The 15,215-nt window shown below is 72.5% G+C and carries 15 protein-coding genes; 3 read left to right on the top strand and 12 right to left on the bottom strand.

What is annotated here, in order from left to right; all coding sequences use genetic code 11:
* Window positions 1-12: 12 nt before the first annotated feature.
* Both ACWFR1_RS30930 and ACWFR1_RS30925 read right to left on the bottom strand, forming a co-directional pair.
* Window positions 13-1,710, bottom strand: a complete 1,698-nt coding sequence (locus ACWFR1_RS30930) for a flavin monoamine oxidase family protein (protein ID WP_453557035.1) — start codon at window positions 1,708-1,710, stop codon at window positions 13-15.
* Window positions 1,711-1,771: 61 nt separating this feature from the next.
* Window positions 1,772-2,578 (bottom strand): carbon-nitrogen hydrolase family protein, encoded by an 807-nt coding sequence (locus ACWFR1_RS30925; protein WP_453557033.1) that lies wholly within the window; start codon window positions 2,576-2,578, stop codon window positions 1,772-1,774.
* Between the two features lie 291 nt (window positions 2,579-2,869).
* On the opposite strand from ACWFR1_RS30925, the gene ACWFR1_RS30920 reads away from it, so the two are divergent.
* Window positions 2,870-3,436, top strand: coding sequence for a Repetin (locus ACWFR1_RS30920; protein WP_453557031.1), 567 nt, complete (start codon window positions 2,870-2,872; stop codon window positions 3,434-3,436).
* A gap of 100 nt (window positions 3,437-3,536) precedes the next feature.
* Here the strand turns inward: ACWFR1_RS30920 and ACWFR1_RS30915 are convergent, their stop codons facing one another.
* A complete protein-coding gene (locus tag ACWFR1_RS30915) occupies window positions 3,537-3,992 on the bottom strand; it encodes an Lrp/AsnC family transcriptional regulator (protein WP_015032260.1) in 456 nt (151 codons plus the stop codon).
* 10 nt (window positions 3,993-4,002) lie between these two features.
* Window positions 4,003-5,466 carry an amino acid permease gene (locus ACWFR1_RS30910; protein WP_453557029.1) on the bottom strand — a complete coding sequence of 488 codons (1,464 nt, stop codon included), beginning with the start codon at window positions 5,464-5,466 and terminating at the stop codon, window positions 4,003-4,005.
* 388 nt (window positions 5,467-5,854) lie between these two features.
* Here ACWFR1_RS30910 and ACWFR1_RS30905 point away from each other — a divergent pair, with 388 nt between their 5' ends.
* Window positions 5,855-6,871 carry a GDSL-type esterase/lipase family protein gene (locus tag ACWFR1_RS30905; RefSeq protein ID WP_453557027.1) on the top strand — a complete coding sequence of 339 codons (1,017 nt, stop codon included), beginning with the start codon at window positions 5,855-5,857 and terminating at the stop codon, window positions 6,869-6,871.
* Here the strand turns inward: ACWFR1_RS30905 and ACWFR1_RS30900 are convergent.
* From ACWFR1_RS30900 to fmt, 8 genes are all read right to left on the bottom strand, one after another.
* Window positions 6,843-7,352: a GNAT family N-acetyltransferase gene (locus ACWFR1_RS30900; RefSeq protein WP_453557025.1), complete on the bottom strand. Its 510-nt coding sequence runs from the start codon at window positions 7,350-7,352 to the stop codon at window positions 6,843-6,845. The genes ACWFR1_RS30905 and ACWFR1_RS30900 overlap by 29 nt on opposite strands.
* 95 nt (window positions 7,353-7,447) lie before the next feature.
* A complete protein-coding gene (locus ACWFR1_RS30895) occupies window positions 7,448-8,890 on the bottom strand; it encodes a GuaB1 family IMP dehydrogenase-related protein (protein ID WP_453557023.1) in 1,443 nt (480 codons plus the stop codon).
* A 105-nt stretch (window positions 8,891-8,995) separates the two neighbouring features.
* Window positions 8,996-9,328, bottom strand: a complete 333-nt coding sequence (locus ACWFR1_RS30890; protein WP_453557021.1) for a barstar family protein — start codon at window positions 9,326-9,328, stop codon at window positions 8,996-8,998.
* Window positions 9,325-9,762 (bottom strand): ribonuclease domain-containing protein, encoded by a 438-nt coding sequence (locus ACWFR1_RS30885; RefSeq protein WP_453557019.1) that lies wholly within the window; start codon window positions 9,760-9,762, stop codon window positions 9,325-9,327. Before ACWFR1_RS30885 ends, ACWFR1_RS30890 begins: the two co-directional genes overlap by 4 nt.
* Window positions 9,763-9,818: 56 nt before the next feature.
* On the bottom strand, window positions 9,819-10,868 hold the full coding sequence (locus ACWFR1_RS30880) for a sugar-binding transcriptional regulator (protein ID WP_453557017.1): 1,050 nt from the start codon (window positions 10,866-10,868) through the stop codon (window positions 9,819-9,821).
* A 121-nt stretch (window positions 10,869-10,989) separates the two neighbouring features.
* Window positions 10,990-11,673: a ribulose-phosphate 3-epimerase gene (gene rpe / locus ACWFR1_RS30875; RefSeq protein ID WP_024760842.1), complete on the bottom strand. Its 684-nt coding sequence runs from the start codon at window positions 11,671-11,673 to the stop codon at window positions 10,990-10,992.
* A 161-nt stretch (window positions 11,674-11,834) separates the two neighbouring features.
* On the bottom strand, window positions 11,835-13,247 hold the full coding sequence (locus tag ACWFR1_RS30870; RefSeq protein ID WP_453557015.1) for an RsmB/NOP family class I SAM-dependent RNA methyltransferase: 1,413 nt from the start codon (window positions 13,245-13,247) through the stop codon (window positions 11,835-11,837).
* Between the two features lie 163 nt (window positions 13,248-13,410).
* Window positions 13,411-14,343 carry a methionyl-tRNA formyltransferase gene (fmt, locus tag ACWFR1_RS30865; RefSeq protein WP_453557013.1) on the bottom strand — a complete coding sequence of 311 codons (933 nt, stop codon included), beginning with the start codon at window positions 14,341-14,343 and terminating at the stop codon, window positions 13,411-13,413.
* A 227-nt stretch (window positions 14,344-14,570) separates the two neighbouring features.
* Between fmt and ACWFR1_RS30860 the strand changes: the two genes are divergently transcribed.
* Window positions 14,571-15,089 carry a hypothetical protein gene (locus tag ACWFR1_RS30860; RefSeq protein WP_453557011.1) on the top strand — a complete coding sequence of 173 codons (519 nt, stop codon included), beginning with the start codon at window positions 14,571-14,573 and terminating at the stop codon, window positions 15,087-15,089.
* The last annotated feature ends 126 nt before the right edge of the window (window positions 15,090-15,215 follow it).

Below are 15,215 nucleotides of genomic sequence, written 5' to 3'. Positions count from 1 at the left end.
ACGCTCCGGAGGTCAGTCCTCCGGCAGCTCGACCGGGGCGATCTCGTCGTACACGTCGCCCGGCCCCGGGTTGGTGGCGTCGGTGCCGCCGCCGAAGTGGTGCATCACGCCCCACACCGCGTTGAGCGCGGTCTGCACCGCGCCCTCGGCCCAGCCGGCCGTCCAGGAGATGTCGTCGCCCGCGAGGAAGATGCCCCGCTTGTCCTCGGGCAGGTGGTCCTGCATGAAGTGCGTGAACAGGCGGCGCTGGTAGCGGTAGTGGCCCGGCAGGTTGGCCTTGAAGGCGCCCATGAAGTAGGGCTCGTTCTCCCAGGAGACCGTCACCGGGTTGCCGATGATGTGCTTCCGGATGTCGACCTTCGGGTAGATCTCGCCGAGCGACTTGAGCATGACCTCCATGCGCTCGTTCGCGGAGAGCGGCAGCCACTTCAGGCTGTCGTCGCACCAGGTGTACGAGAGGCAGATGGTGGCCGGCTTGTCCGGGCCGTCGTCCAGGAGGTACGTGCCACGGGTCATCCGGTCGGTGAGCGTCATCGACATGACGTCACGCCCCGTCTCCTCGTCCTTGTCCAGCCAGAACGGCCGGTCCACGGGCACGAAGAGCTTCGAGCTCTCCATGTAGTGGGTGCGCTCGATCGCCGTCCAGTGGTCGATCGGGAAGAGCGAGTCGTCGCAGGCGATCTTGGAGAGCAGCATCCAGGACTGGGCGGTGAAGATCGCCGCCTGGTACGTACGGATGTCGCCGGAGGCGTCGGTGACGGTGATCCGGTTGCCGGCGGTGCGGTTCAGCCGGGTCACGGCCGGCTTCGGGGCGCCGTCGTGGAGCGAGCTGAGCGAGGTGCCCTGCGCCCAGTGGACGATCTTCTCCGGCTCGCGCTCCCACAGGCGCAGCGGCAGCTGCTGCGAGCCGCCCACGATGCCCCGGTGGTGGTCGTCGGCCTCGGTGTAGACGACGCGGAGGATCTCCAGGATGGAGTTGGGGAAGTCGGTGTCCCAGCCTCCGGTGCCGAAACCGACCTGGCCGAAGATCTCGCGGTGGCGGAAGGACTTGAAGGACTCCGACTCGCAGAGGAAGCCGTAGAAGGTCTGGTTGTCGAGCTTCTCGACGAGCTTCGACCAGATCTCGCGGATGCGCGGGACGTCGCGCTCGCGCATGGCCTGGTTCATGTCGGAGAAGTCCGCGCCCTCGTCGAGGCAGGCGTTCCACGCGTTCATCACGTCGCGGTAGACCTGCGGGAGGTCGTCGACGGTGGTGGCGTAGTGCGACTCGCCCTTGAGGTCGACGACGGTCGAGGGGGTCGACTCGGCCAGCGGGTTCGGGAAGGGCGTGGTCTCCAGGCCGACGAGGTCGATGTAGTGCTGGAGCGCGGTCGAGGAGGGCGGGAAGCGCATCGCGCCCATCTCGGCGGTCAGGCCCTCGGTGGCGGTGCCCTCGAAACCCACGGTGCGCAGGCGGCCGCCGATCTGGTCGGCCTCGTAGACGACGGGCTTGAGGCCCATCTTCATGAGCTCGTACGCGGCGATGATGCCGGAGAGACCGCCGCCGATGACGGCGACCTCCGTGCCGTGCTCGGTCGCCGGTATCTGGCCGAGACCCGCCGGGTGGGCCAGGAAGTCGTCGTACGCGTACGGGAAGTCCGGACCGAACATGGTGATCGGCGGCTGGCCGTCGCTGTGGGGGACGGCGGTCGTGGGCACCGTGGACGTCATGGGGTACGGACTCCTTGCACGGAAAAGGTGAGGCAGGTCGGGGAGGCGGGGAGCGGGCGGCTCAGACGAGGGGGCCGTACAGGCCCGGGCGCCGGTCGCGGAGGTAGGGGTTCTCCGCGCGGGAGGCCGCCAGGAAGTCGGGGTCGACATCGCCGATGACGAGTTCCTCGCCGCGCCCGGCGCGGGCGCGGGCGGTGCCGTCGGGGCCTGCCAGGGCGGAGAGGCCGACGAACTCGAAGGCGCCCTCGGGGCCGGTCCGGTTGGCGTACGCGAGGTAGAGCTGGTTCTCGAAGGCGCGGACCGGCACCACGGACAGGGGCACGATCTCGGCGGGGTGCATCAGCGCGGTCGGTACGAGGAGGAGGTCCGTACCGGCCAGGGCGTGCGCCCGGACGTTCTCGGGGAACTCGACGTCGTAGCAGATCATCAGGCCGACGGTGAGGCCGTCGATCTCCGTCTGGACGACGGCCTGGTCACCGGGGGTGAACCAGGTCGCCTCGAAGTCTCCGAAGAGGTGGGTCTTCCGGTACCGCACGAGCGGGGTGCCGTCGGCGCCGATGAGCTGCGCGGAGTTGTAGAGGACCCCGTGCCGCTCGGTGTCCCGCTCCGGGTAGCCGTAGCCGACGGCGAGGCCGTGGCGCACGGCGATCGCCGCGACGGCGCGGGAGGAGGGGCCGTCGGCCGGCTCGGCCAGGCGCGCCATGTCGGGGCCGATGGCGTAGCCGGTGAGGAACAGCTCGGGGGCGAGCAGCAGGCCCGCTCCGGCGGCCGCGGCGCGGGCGGCGGCCTCGTCGAGGATCTTGAGGTTGGCGGCCACGTCACCGAGCTCGCCGGAGCTCTGGAGCAGGGCGGTGCGCAGCGCGGGCATGGGCGATCCTCAGGGGGGTCGGAGTACAAGGGGAAGACGTCAAAAACGGTACGGTTTCGGGCTCCGTTCGGACAAGGCGGGAGCGTTGCGGACCGACCGTCGAACCGTTGCGCGATCCACGGTCGGCGTGGCGATTCGTTGCGTACGGCTCCGCCAGGGGTCGTACGGCTCCCCCGCCGCCCGGCGGAGACGAGGACCGTCCCACGGCGCGACGACCCGGCGCGGTCCGCGCGGAAGAGTGGTGGTCGTCCGGAGGAACCCCGGACGACCTGCCGAAAGGACCGAGTCGCCATGAACCGCCGTACGAAGACCGTCGCCGTCGCCGCCGCCGTCCTGCTCACCCTGGGAGCCGGGGGCATCACCGCCGCCGCGGCGGACGAGGCTCCCGCCCCGGCCGTGACCCGGGCCACCGTCTCGGAGGCCGCCGCGCTGACGGGCACCGCGAAGCTGTACCGGCCGGCCGGGGACGACATCACCTTCACGTTCGATGCGCATCTGGCCGAGAAGGACCGGCAGGATCCGATGCGGGCCACCGGTACGTTCCGCTTCAGTCACTACAAGGGCGACTGGGGCGGCTACGCGAAGGTGAAGGTCGACTGCCTCACGACGGGCGGCAAGGTGGCCGTCGTGTCCGGCGTCGTCGTCGAGACCGATGTGAAGGAGTTCCGGAAGGCGCGCGTCGGGGTCACGGTGCACGACGACCTCAACGGCGACCGGCTCGGCTACACCTGGATGACGGCCGACCCGCAGAAGGACAAGGTGCCGCCGTGCATCAGCGGCGCGCCGTTCGAGAAGGTCAAGGAGGGGACGGGCGACTTCCACGTCGTGCCCTGGGAGTTCGTCTACCCGACCGAGTAGCCCGCCCCACGGGGGTGGGTGGGCGAAGGGCGGTGCGGGAACCACGGCCCGCACCGCCCCGGCCGCCCGCGCCCCGCGGGGCTGAGCGCACCGGGCGGTGCTACGCGGGCGAGCCCGAGGAGAAGCGCCGCAGCAGCGGCGAGAGCACCAGGACGGACTTGGTGCGCTCCACGAAGGGCTCGCCCGCGATGCGCTCCAGGACGCGCTCGAAGTGGCGCATGTCCGAGGCGAAGACCTGGACGACGGCGTCCGCGTCACCGGTGACGGTCGACGCGGACACCACCTCGGGGTAGCGCTCCAGACCTCGGCGGATGTCGTCCGGCGAGGTGTTGTGGCGGCAGTAGATCTCGACGAAGCCCTCGGTCTCCCAGCCGAGCGCCGCCGGGTCCACCCGTACGGTGAACCCGGTGATGGCGCCCTCGGCCCTGAGCCGGTCCACGCGCCGTTTCACGGCGGGCGCGGAGAGACCGACGAGCGAGCCGATGTCGGCGTAGCTGCGGCGGGCGTCTTCCGCGAGGGCGTGGACGATGCGTTCGTCGAGGTCGTTCAGTCGCACTGCGGGTGGATCACTTCTCTGATGTGGCCAGTCGGGAGCGGCGCATGCCGTACAGGAAGTAGACCACGAGGCCGGCCACCATCCACCCACCGAAGACGATCCACGTGGCGGTGTCCAGACTGAACATCATGTAGCCGCAGGCGATCAGACCGAGGATCGGCGTGATCGGGAAGAGCGCGACCTTGAAGGTGCGCGGCAGGTCCGGGCGGGTCCAGCGCAGGATGACGACGGCGACGTTGACCAGGCCGAAGGCGAAGAGCGTGCCGATGCTGGTGGCGTCGGCGAGCTTGCCGAGCGGGATGAAGGCCGCGAGGGTGCCGCAGAAGAGGGACACGATCACCACGTTGACGCGCGGGGCGCCGGACTTGTTGTCCACCCTGGCGAAGACCTTGGGGACGAGCCCGTCGCGCGACATGGCGAAGAGGATGCGGGTCTGGCCGTAGAGGACGGCGAAGACGACGGAGGCGATGGCGACGACGGCGCCTGCGGCGAGGACGACACCCCAGAAGGTGTGCCCCGAGACGTCGGTCATGATCTTGGCGAGCGCGGCCTCGGTGGACCCGAAGTCCTGCCACGGCATGGCGCCGACGGCGACGAAGGCGACGAGGACGTAGAGCACGGTGACGATCAGCAGCGAGAGCATGATCGCGCGGGGCAGGTCCCGCTTGGGGTTCTTGGCCTCCTCACCGGCGGTGGAGGCGGCGTCGAAGCCGATGTACGAGAAGAAGAGCGTGGCCGCGCCGGCGCTGATGCCCGTGATGCCCAGCGGGGCGAGGGGCGTGTAGTTGCCGCCCTTGATGCCCAGGAAGCCGATGCCTATGAAGAGCAGCAGGGTGACGATCTTCACCGCGACCATGATCGAGTTGATCCGGGCGCTCTCCTTGGCGCCGCGCATCAGGAACACCATGGCGAGCAGGACGACGACCAGCGCGGGCAGGTTGATGAAGCCGCCCTCGCCCATGGGGGACGAGACCTGTTCGGGGATGGTGATCCCGACGGTGCCGTCGAGGAGTTCGTTGAGGTACTCGCCCCAGCCGACGGCGACCGCCGCGACGGAGACGCCGTACTCCAGGACCAGGCACCAGCCGCAGACCCAGGCGACGAGCTCACCCATCGTTGCGTACGCATACGAGTACGAGGAGCCGGAGACGGGCACCGATCCGGCCAGCTCCGCGTAGGACAGGGCGGAGAAGAGCGCGGTCAGGCCCGCGATCACGAAGGAGATCGTGACGGCGGGGCCGGCCTTGGGGGCGGCGTCGCCGAGGACGACGAAGATGCCGGTGCCGAGCGTGGCACCGATGCTGATCATGGTCAGCTGCCACATGGTGAGCGAGCGGCGGAGGCTGCCGCCCTCACCCTGCCCACCCTCCATGACCAGGCGTTCAACCGGCTTGCGCCGGGTGAGTGCGCCGAGCGCGGACGTCTTGGGGGTGGTCGTGTCGACGACCGGTGGGGCTGCGCCGTGGTCCAGCACTGCGGAGGCTCCTTATCGCTGCCTGTAGGCGGTGGGACGACCACGGCGGCACGTGGACACGCCGAAGCACGTCCACGGGGGAAGGGGAACCGCCGAGCAGGCGGTCGCCGCCACTCCTGGTACGGGGCACGAGCCTAAGCGGCTGAGTTCGCACTCGTAATGCATCGTTGTTGCGCACTGCCGAATGATCATTGCGCGCTCGCGGCGCAGACGGGGAAACATTGCGCGCCCCTGCATGAATCGGCACATTGGGGTCTCCGGGGGCGCTCGGCACGCGCGCGTGCCGAGCGTCTGCCCGAGGCGCGCGACGCGCGCGCACGCGCCTTGACTCCTCGTGCCCGATGACCCACGCTGCGAGCCCCCGGCAACCCCACGATCGGAGACCTCGGTGGGCTGGCTCGCCCCGGCGCCCTTCCTGCGCGGCACGGCCTGGCTCGACGGGGACCGGCCGGTACGGGCCGACCCGGGCGACCTCGAACGCCTCCCGTGGGACATCGCCGCGAGGGCCGCGCTGCCCATCGGCGTACGCGTCGAGTTCACGGCGGAGCCCGGGACGCGGGCGGTGGAGCTGCGCTACCGGGCGGCCGTCCCGCGGCCGGACGACCCGCTCGCCGCGCTGCGGCACTGCTTCGCGCTCTGGCAGGGCACGCGGCTCGTCGGGGAGACCTGCGCCGCCCCGGCCCCGAAGGGTCTCGTGAGCCTCTCGCTGCCCCCGTGCGGCGGCGTCTTCACCGTCCACCTCCCCGAGGGCCAGTCACCGGTACCGCTCGCCCTGCGGGCCGTAGGCGGCCGCCTCTCCCCCGCGCCGGTCCGGCCCCGCTGGCTCGTCCACGGCGATTCGATCACCGAGGGCTGGTGGGCGACCCGCCCCGCGCACTCCTGGCCCGCCACGGCGGGGCGGCTGCTCGGGCTCGACCCGGTCAATCTGGGGTACGCGGGCGGGGCGCGGGGCGAGCTCCCGCTGGCCGAGCACCTGGCACGGCTCCCCGGCGAGGTGGTCACCCTCGCCTTCGGCACCAACTGCTGGTCGACGGTGCCCGCGACGGCCGACTGGCTGTACGCGACCGTCCGGGCCTTCGTCGGCCTGGTCCGCAGGGGCCACCCGGACGCCCCGCTGCTGATCGTCTCGCCCGTCCTGCGCCCGGCGGCCGAACACACCCGCAACGCCCTCGGAGCCACCCTCACGGAGCTCCGCAGGGCCATGGAGCGCGCGGGCCGCGACCTGGCGGCCGAGGGCGACGGACGGCTCCTGGTCCTCCCGGGGCGCCCCCTCCTCGGCCCGGAGCACCTGGCGGACGGGCTGCACCCGAACGACGGGGGTCACGCACGGATCGCGGCAGCCGTGGCGGAGGCCCTCCGCCCCCACGTGCCGGTCATCAGCCGCCCCGTACCGCCGGCGCTCTGACAAGGAAGACGCACGCGTCCGCGCACGCGTGCGTGCGGCCCTCCGCGTCCGTCCAGCCGTAGCGGTCGGTGTAGCTCACGACGGGCTCGTAGCCGAGGCGTGCGTACAGCGCCGCCGCCCGCGGGTTGTCATGGGCGACACCGAGCCCCAGCACCGTCCCGCCGCGCTCCCGCACCAGCTCCTCGGCCGCGTGGACCAACGCCGTTCCGATGCCCTGTCCACGGAGCTCCTCGGGCCGCACGTCCAGGCCGTTGAGCTCGGGGCAGTCGCCGAGCTCGGCCCGTACCTCGGGCGCCGCGCAGCCGTCCCAGCGGACCTGCCCGTGGCCGACCGGCACACCGTCGCGCCAGGCGAGGAGGTACGTCCCGGCCCCGGCCTCCTGGCGCGCGAACCGGTCGGCGTGCCGGCTCGGCGCCCCGGGAGTGGGGAGGTGACGGTCGAGCAGGGGCACGTCGGCGGCGCGGCAGGGCCTGATCTCCATGCGCCGACCGTACGGGAACGCCGTGAGCCCCCGGGAGGATTTCCCCGGGGGCCCACGGCGTGCCGGCGGAGAGACTGCGCCTCCGACCGCGCGGACTAGCTCCAGCTGGCGTGCAGCGGCTTGCCCTCGGCGTAACCGGCGGCCGACTGGATGCCGACCACGGACTTCTCCTCGAACTCGGCGAGCGAGCCGGCACCGGCGTAGGTGCAGGAGGAGCGGACGCCCGCGATGATCGAGTCGATCAGGTCCTCGACGCCCGGCCGGGCCGGGTCGAGGAACATGCGGGAGGTGGAGATGCCCTCCTCGAACAGCGCCTTGCGGGCGCGGTCGTAGGCGGACTCCTCGCTCGTGCGGTTCTTCACGGCGCGCGCGGAGGCCATGCCGAAGGACTCCTTGTACGCACGCCCCTGAGCATCCTGCTGGAGGTCGCCGGGGGACTCGTACGTCCCGGCGAACCAGGAGCCGATCATCACGTTCGACGCGCCGGCGGCGAGCGCCATGGCGACGTCGCGCGGGTGCCGGACGCCCCCGTCGGCCCAGACGTGCTTGCCGTACTTCTTGGCCTCGGCGGCGCACTCCAGGACGGCCGAGAACTGCGGCCGGCCGACGCCGGTCATCATGCGGGTCGTGCACATGGCACCGGGGCCGACGCCGACCTTGATGATGTCGGCGCCCGCCTCGATGAGGTCCTTGACGCCCTCGGCGGCGACGATGTTGCCCGCGACGATCGGGACCTGCGGGTCGAGTGCCCGCACGGCCTTGATCGCGGTGATCATCGACTCCTGGTGGCCGTGCGCCGTGTCGATGACGAGCGTGTCCACGCCCGCGTCGAGGAGCTGCTTGGCCTTGCCCACGAAGTCGCCGTTGATACCGACGGCGGCGGCGACGCGCAGCTTGCCCTCGGCATCGGTGGCCGGGGTGTACAGGGTCGCGCGGAGGGCGCCCTTGCGGGTCAGGATGCCGACCAGCTTGCCGTCCTTGTCGACGGCCGGGGCGTAGCGGCGGTTGGCGTGGTCCAGCGTGTTGAACGCCTCGCGCGGCTCGATGTCGGCGTCGATGAGGAGCAGGTCCTTCGACATGACCTCGGACAGCTGGGTGAAGCGGTCCACGCCGGACAGGTCGGCGTCGGTGACGACACCGATCGGGCGACGGTGCTCGTCGACGACGACACCGGCGCCGTGGGCCCGCTTCGGCAGCAGGGAGAGCGCGTCGGCGACGGTCTGGTGGGGCTCCAGGACGATCGGGGTGTCGAGCACGTGATGGCGGCTCTTGACCCACGAGATGACGTCGGTGACGACCTCGATCGGGATGTCCTGGGGGATGACGACCAGGCCGCCGCGGCGGGCGACGGTCTCGGCCATGCGACGGCCGGCGATGGCGGTCATGTTGGCGACGACCAGCGGGATCGTCGTCCCGGTTCCGTCCGGCGAGGAGAGGTCCACCGCCTGGCGGGAACCGACGGCCGAGCGGCTCGGCACCATGAACACATCGTCGTACGTCAGGTCGTAGGGCGGCTTGACGTCATTGAGGAAACGCACGTGCTGACATCCCAGTCGTTCGGATCGGCCCCTAGGCATTTCAGCCAGGGGAAAAAGCACGTAGTTCATTGTCCCACGCCTGTACGAATACCAGCCCTGGGCGATTCATCCGAGGCTTGCGGGAGGGGGTTCGTGCGATCCTCCGAAACCCTCACCCAGGGAGAGGAGGACGGAGAGGCGGGTGGGGCGCTCGTCGACCGCCGTGGCGAAGACGTCCTGGGCGGTCTCCCACTCGCCGGGACGCGTCCTGGCGTATGCCTGCCAGCCGGTGACGACGAGGGTGACGGGCTCGGGAAGGTCGGCCAGGCACTCGGCCAGGGCGTCCCAGTTCCGGCCGAACCACGCGGGCAGCGCGAGGGCCACGGCACACCGGTCCATGAGCGCGGCCTTGTCCGTGACGCCGGCCAGGTCGAGGACGACGGTGTCGTCGAGTCTCATCCGACGACCTCCCGGAAGGTCTCGTAGTGGTCGTCGGTCCAGTAGATCTCCCCGCCCCGCCCGGTGACGATCCGGCGCGCCCCCCGGTCGCGCTCACCGGGGGTCTTCACGGTGTACTCGCGGTAGTAGCCGCGTTCCTCGCGGGGCAGGATCCGCTCGAAGTTCGAGAAGACGGCGCCGTCCTTGGCGTACGGGTAGGGGCCGCCGCGCGCGATGAGGTCGAGCGTCTCGCGCGCCTCGGGGGGCAGGTCCGCGGCCCGTACGGTGGGCAGGCCCGAGGTCCCGGTGGCCGCCGCGGCAGGGGCGGCCGGTGCGGAGCTCGTGGGTGCCGCGGCGGTGGCCCCCGTGGCGGTCGTGTCACTCGCGGACGAGCACCCGGCCAGGAAGACACACAGGACGAGCGCGAGGAGCACGCGAAGAGGCCGGAGCAACATGTCCCGAACATACCGTTACGGGATGGCTCCGGCCCCTGGAATCGTGCGGTGGCGGCTCAGATGCCGTCGGGGTCCGTCCTGTCGAGCGCCGGGTGGGTGCCCGGGCTGGACTCGGTCAGCAGGTAGTCCGCCGCGGCGCGGTCCGTCACCAGGCTGGTGACGAGCCCGGAGCGGAGGACCGCCCCGATCGCCGCCGCCTTGCGCTGGCCGCCGGCGATCGCCACGACCTCGGGGATGCGCCGCAGCCGGTCCGCCTCGACGGTGATGCACCGCTCGCCCAGGTCGCGGCCGACACGGCGGCCCTCGGCGTCGAAGAGGTGCGCGGACATCTCGGCGGCGACGCCCAGCGAGGCGTAGTGGGCGCGCTCGGCGTCGGAGAGCATGTCGTGCACGGTCGAGATGCCCGGCTCCCAGGAGCCGATGGACACACAGGCGACCGTCACCTTGTCGAAGTACTCGAAGGCCCGCGCGATGCCGGTCTGGCTGCGCAGCGCGGCCGCGGTCGCCGGGTCCGGCAGCAGCATGGGCGCGTAGATCGGGTGCGCCTCGCCGCCGGAGACCTGGGCGGCACGCCGTACCGCCTCGACCGAGCCGCGCTCGGCGGTTCCGGCGTCGTACACACCGGTGAGCTGCACGACCGTGCAGGGCGGCAGCCGGTCGAGCGCCGCGGCCATGTGGATGGTGGAGCGGCCCCAGGCGAGGCCCAGGACGTCTCCCTCGGTGACCAGCTCGCCGAGCAGGTCGGCCGCGACCTCGCCGAGGTTCTCCGGGTCGGGCGACTCGTCCTCGCCCTCCGCCGGGGACTCGACGACGACCGCGTGACGGAGTCCGTAGCGGGCGCGGAGCGCGTCGGAGCGCTCGGCGTCCAGCTCGGCCGGCACCCGGATCTCGATGCGTACGAGGTCGCGCTCCAGGGCCGTCTCCAGGACCCGCGCCACCTTGAAGCGGCTCACGCCGAACTCCTCGGCGATCTGGATCTTCGACTTGCCCTCGAGGTAGAAGCGGCGGGCCATGGCCGCCGCCTGCACCAGCTCCGCGGGGCCCATCCGCAGGGCTGACCGTCCCGCCGACATACCGGCCACCGCGATCTCCTCACTGCTGTTCACGTACCGCTGTTCGCATACGGCTGTCGTTCACACTCTGGACTCGCCGTTCATCCTGTCAGATCCGGCGGGCCTTGATCGGTCCTGTCGGCGGCCCGACGGGCCGCGTTCATCCGGCGGAGGCTCAGTGGCCACACGCCCACGCGGCGGAGGCCGTCGTGGCCTCGGCGCGGGCCCGCAGCGATGCCACGGCGGCCGCCGGGTCCGCCGCGCCGTAGACCGCCGAGCCCGCGACGAACACGTCGGCGCCGGCCTCGGCGCACCGCTCGATGGTGGATTCGGCGACCCCGCCGTCGACCTGGAGCCAGAGCTCCAGACCGTGCTTGGAGATCAGCTCACGGGTGCGGCGGATCTTGGGCAGCATGATGTCGAGGAACGCCTGGCCGCCGAAGCCCGGCTCGACCGTCATGATCAGCAGCATGTCGAGCTCGGGGAGCAGGTCCTCGTACGGCTCGATCGGTGTGGCGGGCTTGAGCGCCATCGAGGCGCGCGCGCCCTTGGCCCGGATCTCGCGCGCGAGCCGCACGGGAGCGGCCGCGGCCTCCACGTGGAAGGTCACCGAACCGGCGCCCGCCTCCACGTACTGCGGCGCCCAGCGGTCGGGGTCCTCGATCATGAGGTGGCAGTCGAGCGGCGTCCCGGTCGCCCGGGCGAGCGACTCGACGATCGGCACCCCCAGCGTCAGGTTGGGCACGAAGTGGTTGTCCATCACGTCGACATGCAGCCAGTCGGCGCCCTCGACGGCCTTCGCCTCCTCGGCGAGCCGGGCGAAGTCCGCGGACAGGATGCTGGGGTTGATCTGCGCCATGTGCCAAGCCTCCCACGTTCTTGGGTACTTCTTTGCCGCTGAGCGGTTTCGGATCCGGTCCAGACCAATTTCGGTACGAAGTGACGAGCCCTGGACCGGGACGGACCGGGAGAATGCGGTCAGACGATCGAAGAGACGAACGGTCCCAGGGGGCTCTGCCGTCAGGCCGTGCGGCGCAGCAGCGCCAGGTACATGGCGTCCGTACCGTGCAGATGCGGCCAGAGCTGGATGTCCGGGCCGTCGCCGAGCGCGGGCACGCCGGGCAGCAGCGGGCGGGCGTCGATCAGCTCGGCGCCGCCGACCTTCTTCAGGACGTCGTCGACGACCACGCGGGTCTCGGCCAGGTGCGGGGAGCAGGTCGCGTAGCCGACGATCCCGCCGACGCGCACGGCGCGCAGCGCCTCCGTGAGCAGTCCGCGCTGGAGCGGGGCGAAGCCGTCCAGGTCCTCGGGGCGGCGGCGCCAGCGGGCCTCGGGGCGGCGGCGCAGGGCGCCGAGACCCGAGCAGGGCACGTCCATCAGGACCCGGTCGAAGGAGCCGGGGCGCCACGGCGGGCGGGTGCCGTCGGCGGCGATGACCTGGTACGGGCCGGGGTTGCCGGCGAGGGCGCGCTCGACGAGCCGGGCGCGGTGCGGCTGCTTCTCGGAGGCGAGCAGCGCGGCGCCGCGCTCGGAGGCGACGGCGGCGAGGAGGGCGGCCTTGCCGCCGGGTCCCGCGCAGCCGTCGAGCCAGCGGGCGTCGGGCCCTTCGAGCGGCGCGTTGGCGAGGGCGAGGGCGACGAGCTGGCTGCCCTCGTCCTGGACACCGGCCCGGCCGTCCTTGACCGCCTCGATGGCGCCGGGCTCGCCGCCCTCGGCCATCCGGAGGGCGTACGGGGACCAGCGGCCCGGCAGCGTCTCGGTGGCCGCGGCGAGCTCCTCGGTGGTGGAGCGGCCGGGGCGGGCGACGAGGGTGACCTCGGGGCGCTCGTTGTCGGCCTCCAGGAGGTCCTCGATGCCGGCGCGGCCGCCGCCGAGGGCGTCCCAGAGCGCCGAGACGACCCAGCGGGGGTGGGAGTGGACGACGGCGAGGTGGTCCTCGGCGTCCTTCTCGTACGGCGGGGCGACCTGCGTGACCCAGGCGTCGAGGTCCTGCTGCGAGATCTTCCGCAGCACGGCGTTCACGAACTTGGCCCGCCCGTCGCCGAGCACGACCCGGGCCAGCTCGACGCTGGCGGAGACGGCGGCGTGGGTGGGGATCCGGGTCCCGAGCAGCTGGTGGGCGCCGAGCGCGAGCACGTCGAGCACGGGCGGGTCGACCTCGCGCAGCGGCCGGTCGATGCAGGCGGAGATGATCGCGTCGTACGTGCCCTGGCGCCGCAGCGTCCCGTAGACGAGCTCGGTCGCGAGGGCCGCGTCGCGCCCGTCGAAGTCGCCCTTCTCCCGGGCCTTCTTCAGGAGCGGCGGCAGCACCAGGTTCGCGTAGGCGTCGCGCTCGTCCACCGCCCTCAGCGCCTCGAAGGCGAGCATCCGGACGGGGTCCTTCTGGGGCCTCCGGTAGGGCTTGTGGGGACGGCGCCGTGCCTGCTCGCTCAAAGGTGCTCCGCGTGACGTGATGAAGAGGTCGAACCCCCCCAAGCCTACGTCCGCCGCGCGCCCGCCCGCGCCGAGGCCTGCCACGGGGGCCCGGACGCCCCCGTGGCGGGCCGCGTCCGGCCCCGGTCGCCGGAGAAAGGCCCCAGGGATGGTCAGGCAGGCCCTACGCGCCGAGCCGCTCGCCGGGGGCGATGCGGACGCCGCGGGCCCAGTCGGCGGCCTTCATCGGCTTCTTGCCCTGCGGCTGGACCCAGAGGAGCTCGACGCCGTACGAGCCGGTGCCCGCGTAGACGTTGTTCTTGCCGACCGCGAGCTCGCCCGGGGCGAGGTCGGTGCGGTCCGGGAGGGGGGTGACCTGGATCAGCTTGAGGCGCTCGCCGCGGAAGACGGTCCAGGCGCCGGGGGCGGGGGTGCAGCCGCGGACCACGCGGTCGACCCGCAGGGCGGGGGCCGCGAAGTCGACGTGCGCGTCCTCGACCTGGATCTTCGGGGCGAGGGTGATGCCCTCGACGGGCTGCGGGACGGCCTGGAGGGTGCCGTCCTCGATGCCGTCCATGGTCGCGGCGAGCAGTCCGGCACCCGCGAAGGCGAGCCGGGTCAGCAGGTCGCCGCTGGTGTCGGTCGGGCGGACGTCCTCGGTGACGACGCCGTAGACCGGGCCCGAGTCGAGGCCTTCCTCGATCAGGAAGGTGGAGGCACCCGTCACCTGGTCGCCCGCCATCAGGGAGTGCTGCACGGGCGCCGCGCCGCGCCAGGCGGGCAGCAGCGAGAAGTGGAGGTTGACCCAGCCCCGCGTGGGGATGTCGAGGGCGACCTTGGGGAGCAGGGCGCCGTAGGCGACGACCGGGCAGCAGTCCGGGGCGATCTCCCGGAGCCGGGCGAGGAAGTCCTCGTCGCGGGGCCTGGCCGGCTTGAGGACCTCGATCCCGGCCTCCTCGGCCCGCTGGGCCACCGGACTGGCGACGAGCCGCCGGCCGCGCCCCGCCGGGGCGTCCGGGCGGGTGACCACGGCGGCCACCTCGTGCCGGCCGGAGGCGAGCAGGGCGTCCAGGGCGGGTACGGCGACCTCGGGGGTGCCTGCGAAGACGAGCTTCATGGGTGGCGGCTGCCTGTCTGTCCGGGGGCGTTGCGAGCGACGCACCAGTCTAGGACGGCAGGCGTCAGGGGGCGTACGTGAGGACGAGCGCCCCGCGCATATGCGTGTACGCCCCCGCAGCGTGACCCAACTCCCGGTGGCGCGTTGGTCAAGAGAGATTGACCGAATCGGGTCGCCGTTCCCCCCTGCGACCCTCCCCCTTAAACGCCGGTTCGAGAGGCTTTCACATGGCCGACCACGCAGCCCACGACGCCCAAGCCCGGGCGAGTCTGCACCTGTTGGTGCGGGACATCGAGCGGGTCCGGCGGCAGGTGGACGCACTGCGCACGCTCACGGCCCAGCTGGGCAATGTCTACCGCCCCCGCCGCTCCGGCCCGTCCACGGGCTTCGTCGTCTACGGGCGCGCGCCCGCCCCGACCGTACGCCTCGCCCAGGAGCTGCGGGACAGCGTCGAGACGCTGGTGACCGCCGCGGTCGACTTCGACCGCTCGCTGGGCTTCTCGTGGGACGCCGTGGGTTCCGCGCTCGGTGTCACCAAGCAGGCCGTCCACCGCCGCTACGGCGCCCGCCGCGCGCCCCAGCCGGGCATCGCCGTCGAGCAGGAGCACACCGCGGAGCCGGGCGTGACCCGCACCCTTCCGTCGGTGCCGGCGGCCCGCTCGATGCCACCGCAGCCCACCTCGGGCAGCGCCACCCTCCGCGAGGACCCGCGCCCGTCGGCCTTCCCCGGCCCGCGCAACGGCTGACCTCCCGCCGCCTTTCCCAGCGCCGACGGCCGCCGCCCCTTCCCGGGACCGCCGCCCGGGCGCCAGTGTGGGGGGGGCCCCCGGCGGCCGGGGCCCCCGGCGGGCCCACCCCCCGCCCCGGGCCCC

This window comes from Streptomyces sp. NPDC055103, assembly GCF_053607625.1.
This window is presented reverse-complemented; position numbering and strand designations above follow the sequence as displayed.

Excerpts from the sequence above, each read along its gene's own strand:
- ACWFR1_RS30920 (WP_453557031.1), top strand. The coding sequence starts at position 2,870 with ATGAACCGCCGTACGAAGACCGTCGCCGTCGCCGCCGCCGTCCTGCTC.
- ACWFR1_RS30900 (WP_453557025.1), bottom strand. The coding sequence starts at position 7,352 with ATGGAGATCAGGCCCTGCCGCGCCGCCGACGTGCCCCTGCTCGACCGT.
- rpe (WP_024760842.1), bottom strand. The coding sequence starts at position 11,673 with ATGGCGCAGATCAACCCCAGCATCCTGTCCGCGGACTTCGCCCGGCTC.
- fmt (WP_453557013.1), bottom strand. The coding sequence starts at position 14,343 with ATGAAGCTCGTCTTCGCAGGCACCCCCGAGGTCGCCGTACCCGCCCTG.
- ACWFR1_RS30885 (WP_453557019.1), bottom strand. The coding sequence starts at position 9,762 with ATGTTGCTCCGGCCTCTTCGCGTGCTCCTCGCGCTCGTCCTGTGTGTC.
- ACWFR1_RS30930 (WP_453557035.1), bottom strand. The coding sequence starts at position 1,710 with ATGACGTCCACGGTGCCCACGACCGCCGTCCCCCACAGCGACGGCCAG.
- ACWFR1_RS30860 (WP_453557011.1), top strand. The coding sequence starts at position 14,571 with ATGGCCGACCACGCAGCCCACGACGCCCAAGCCCGGGCGAGTCTGCAC.
- ACWFR1_RS30890 (WP_453557021.1), bottom strand. The coding sequence starts at position 9,328 with ATGAGACTCGACGACACCGTCGTCCTCGACCTGGCCGGCGTCACGGAC.
- ACWFR1_RS30925 (WP_453557033.1), bottom strand. The coding sequence starts at position 2,578 with ATGCCCGCGCTGCGCACCGCCCTGCTCCAGAGCTCCGGCGAGCTCGGT.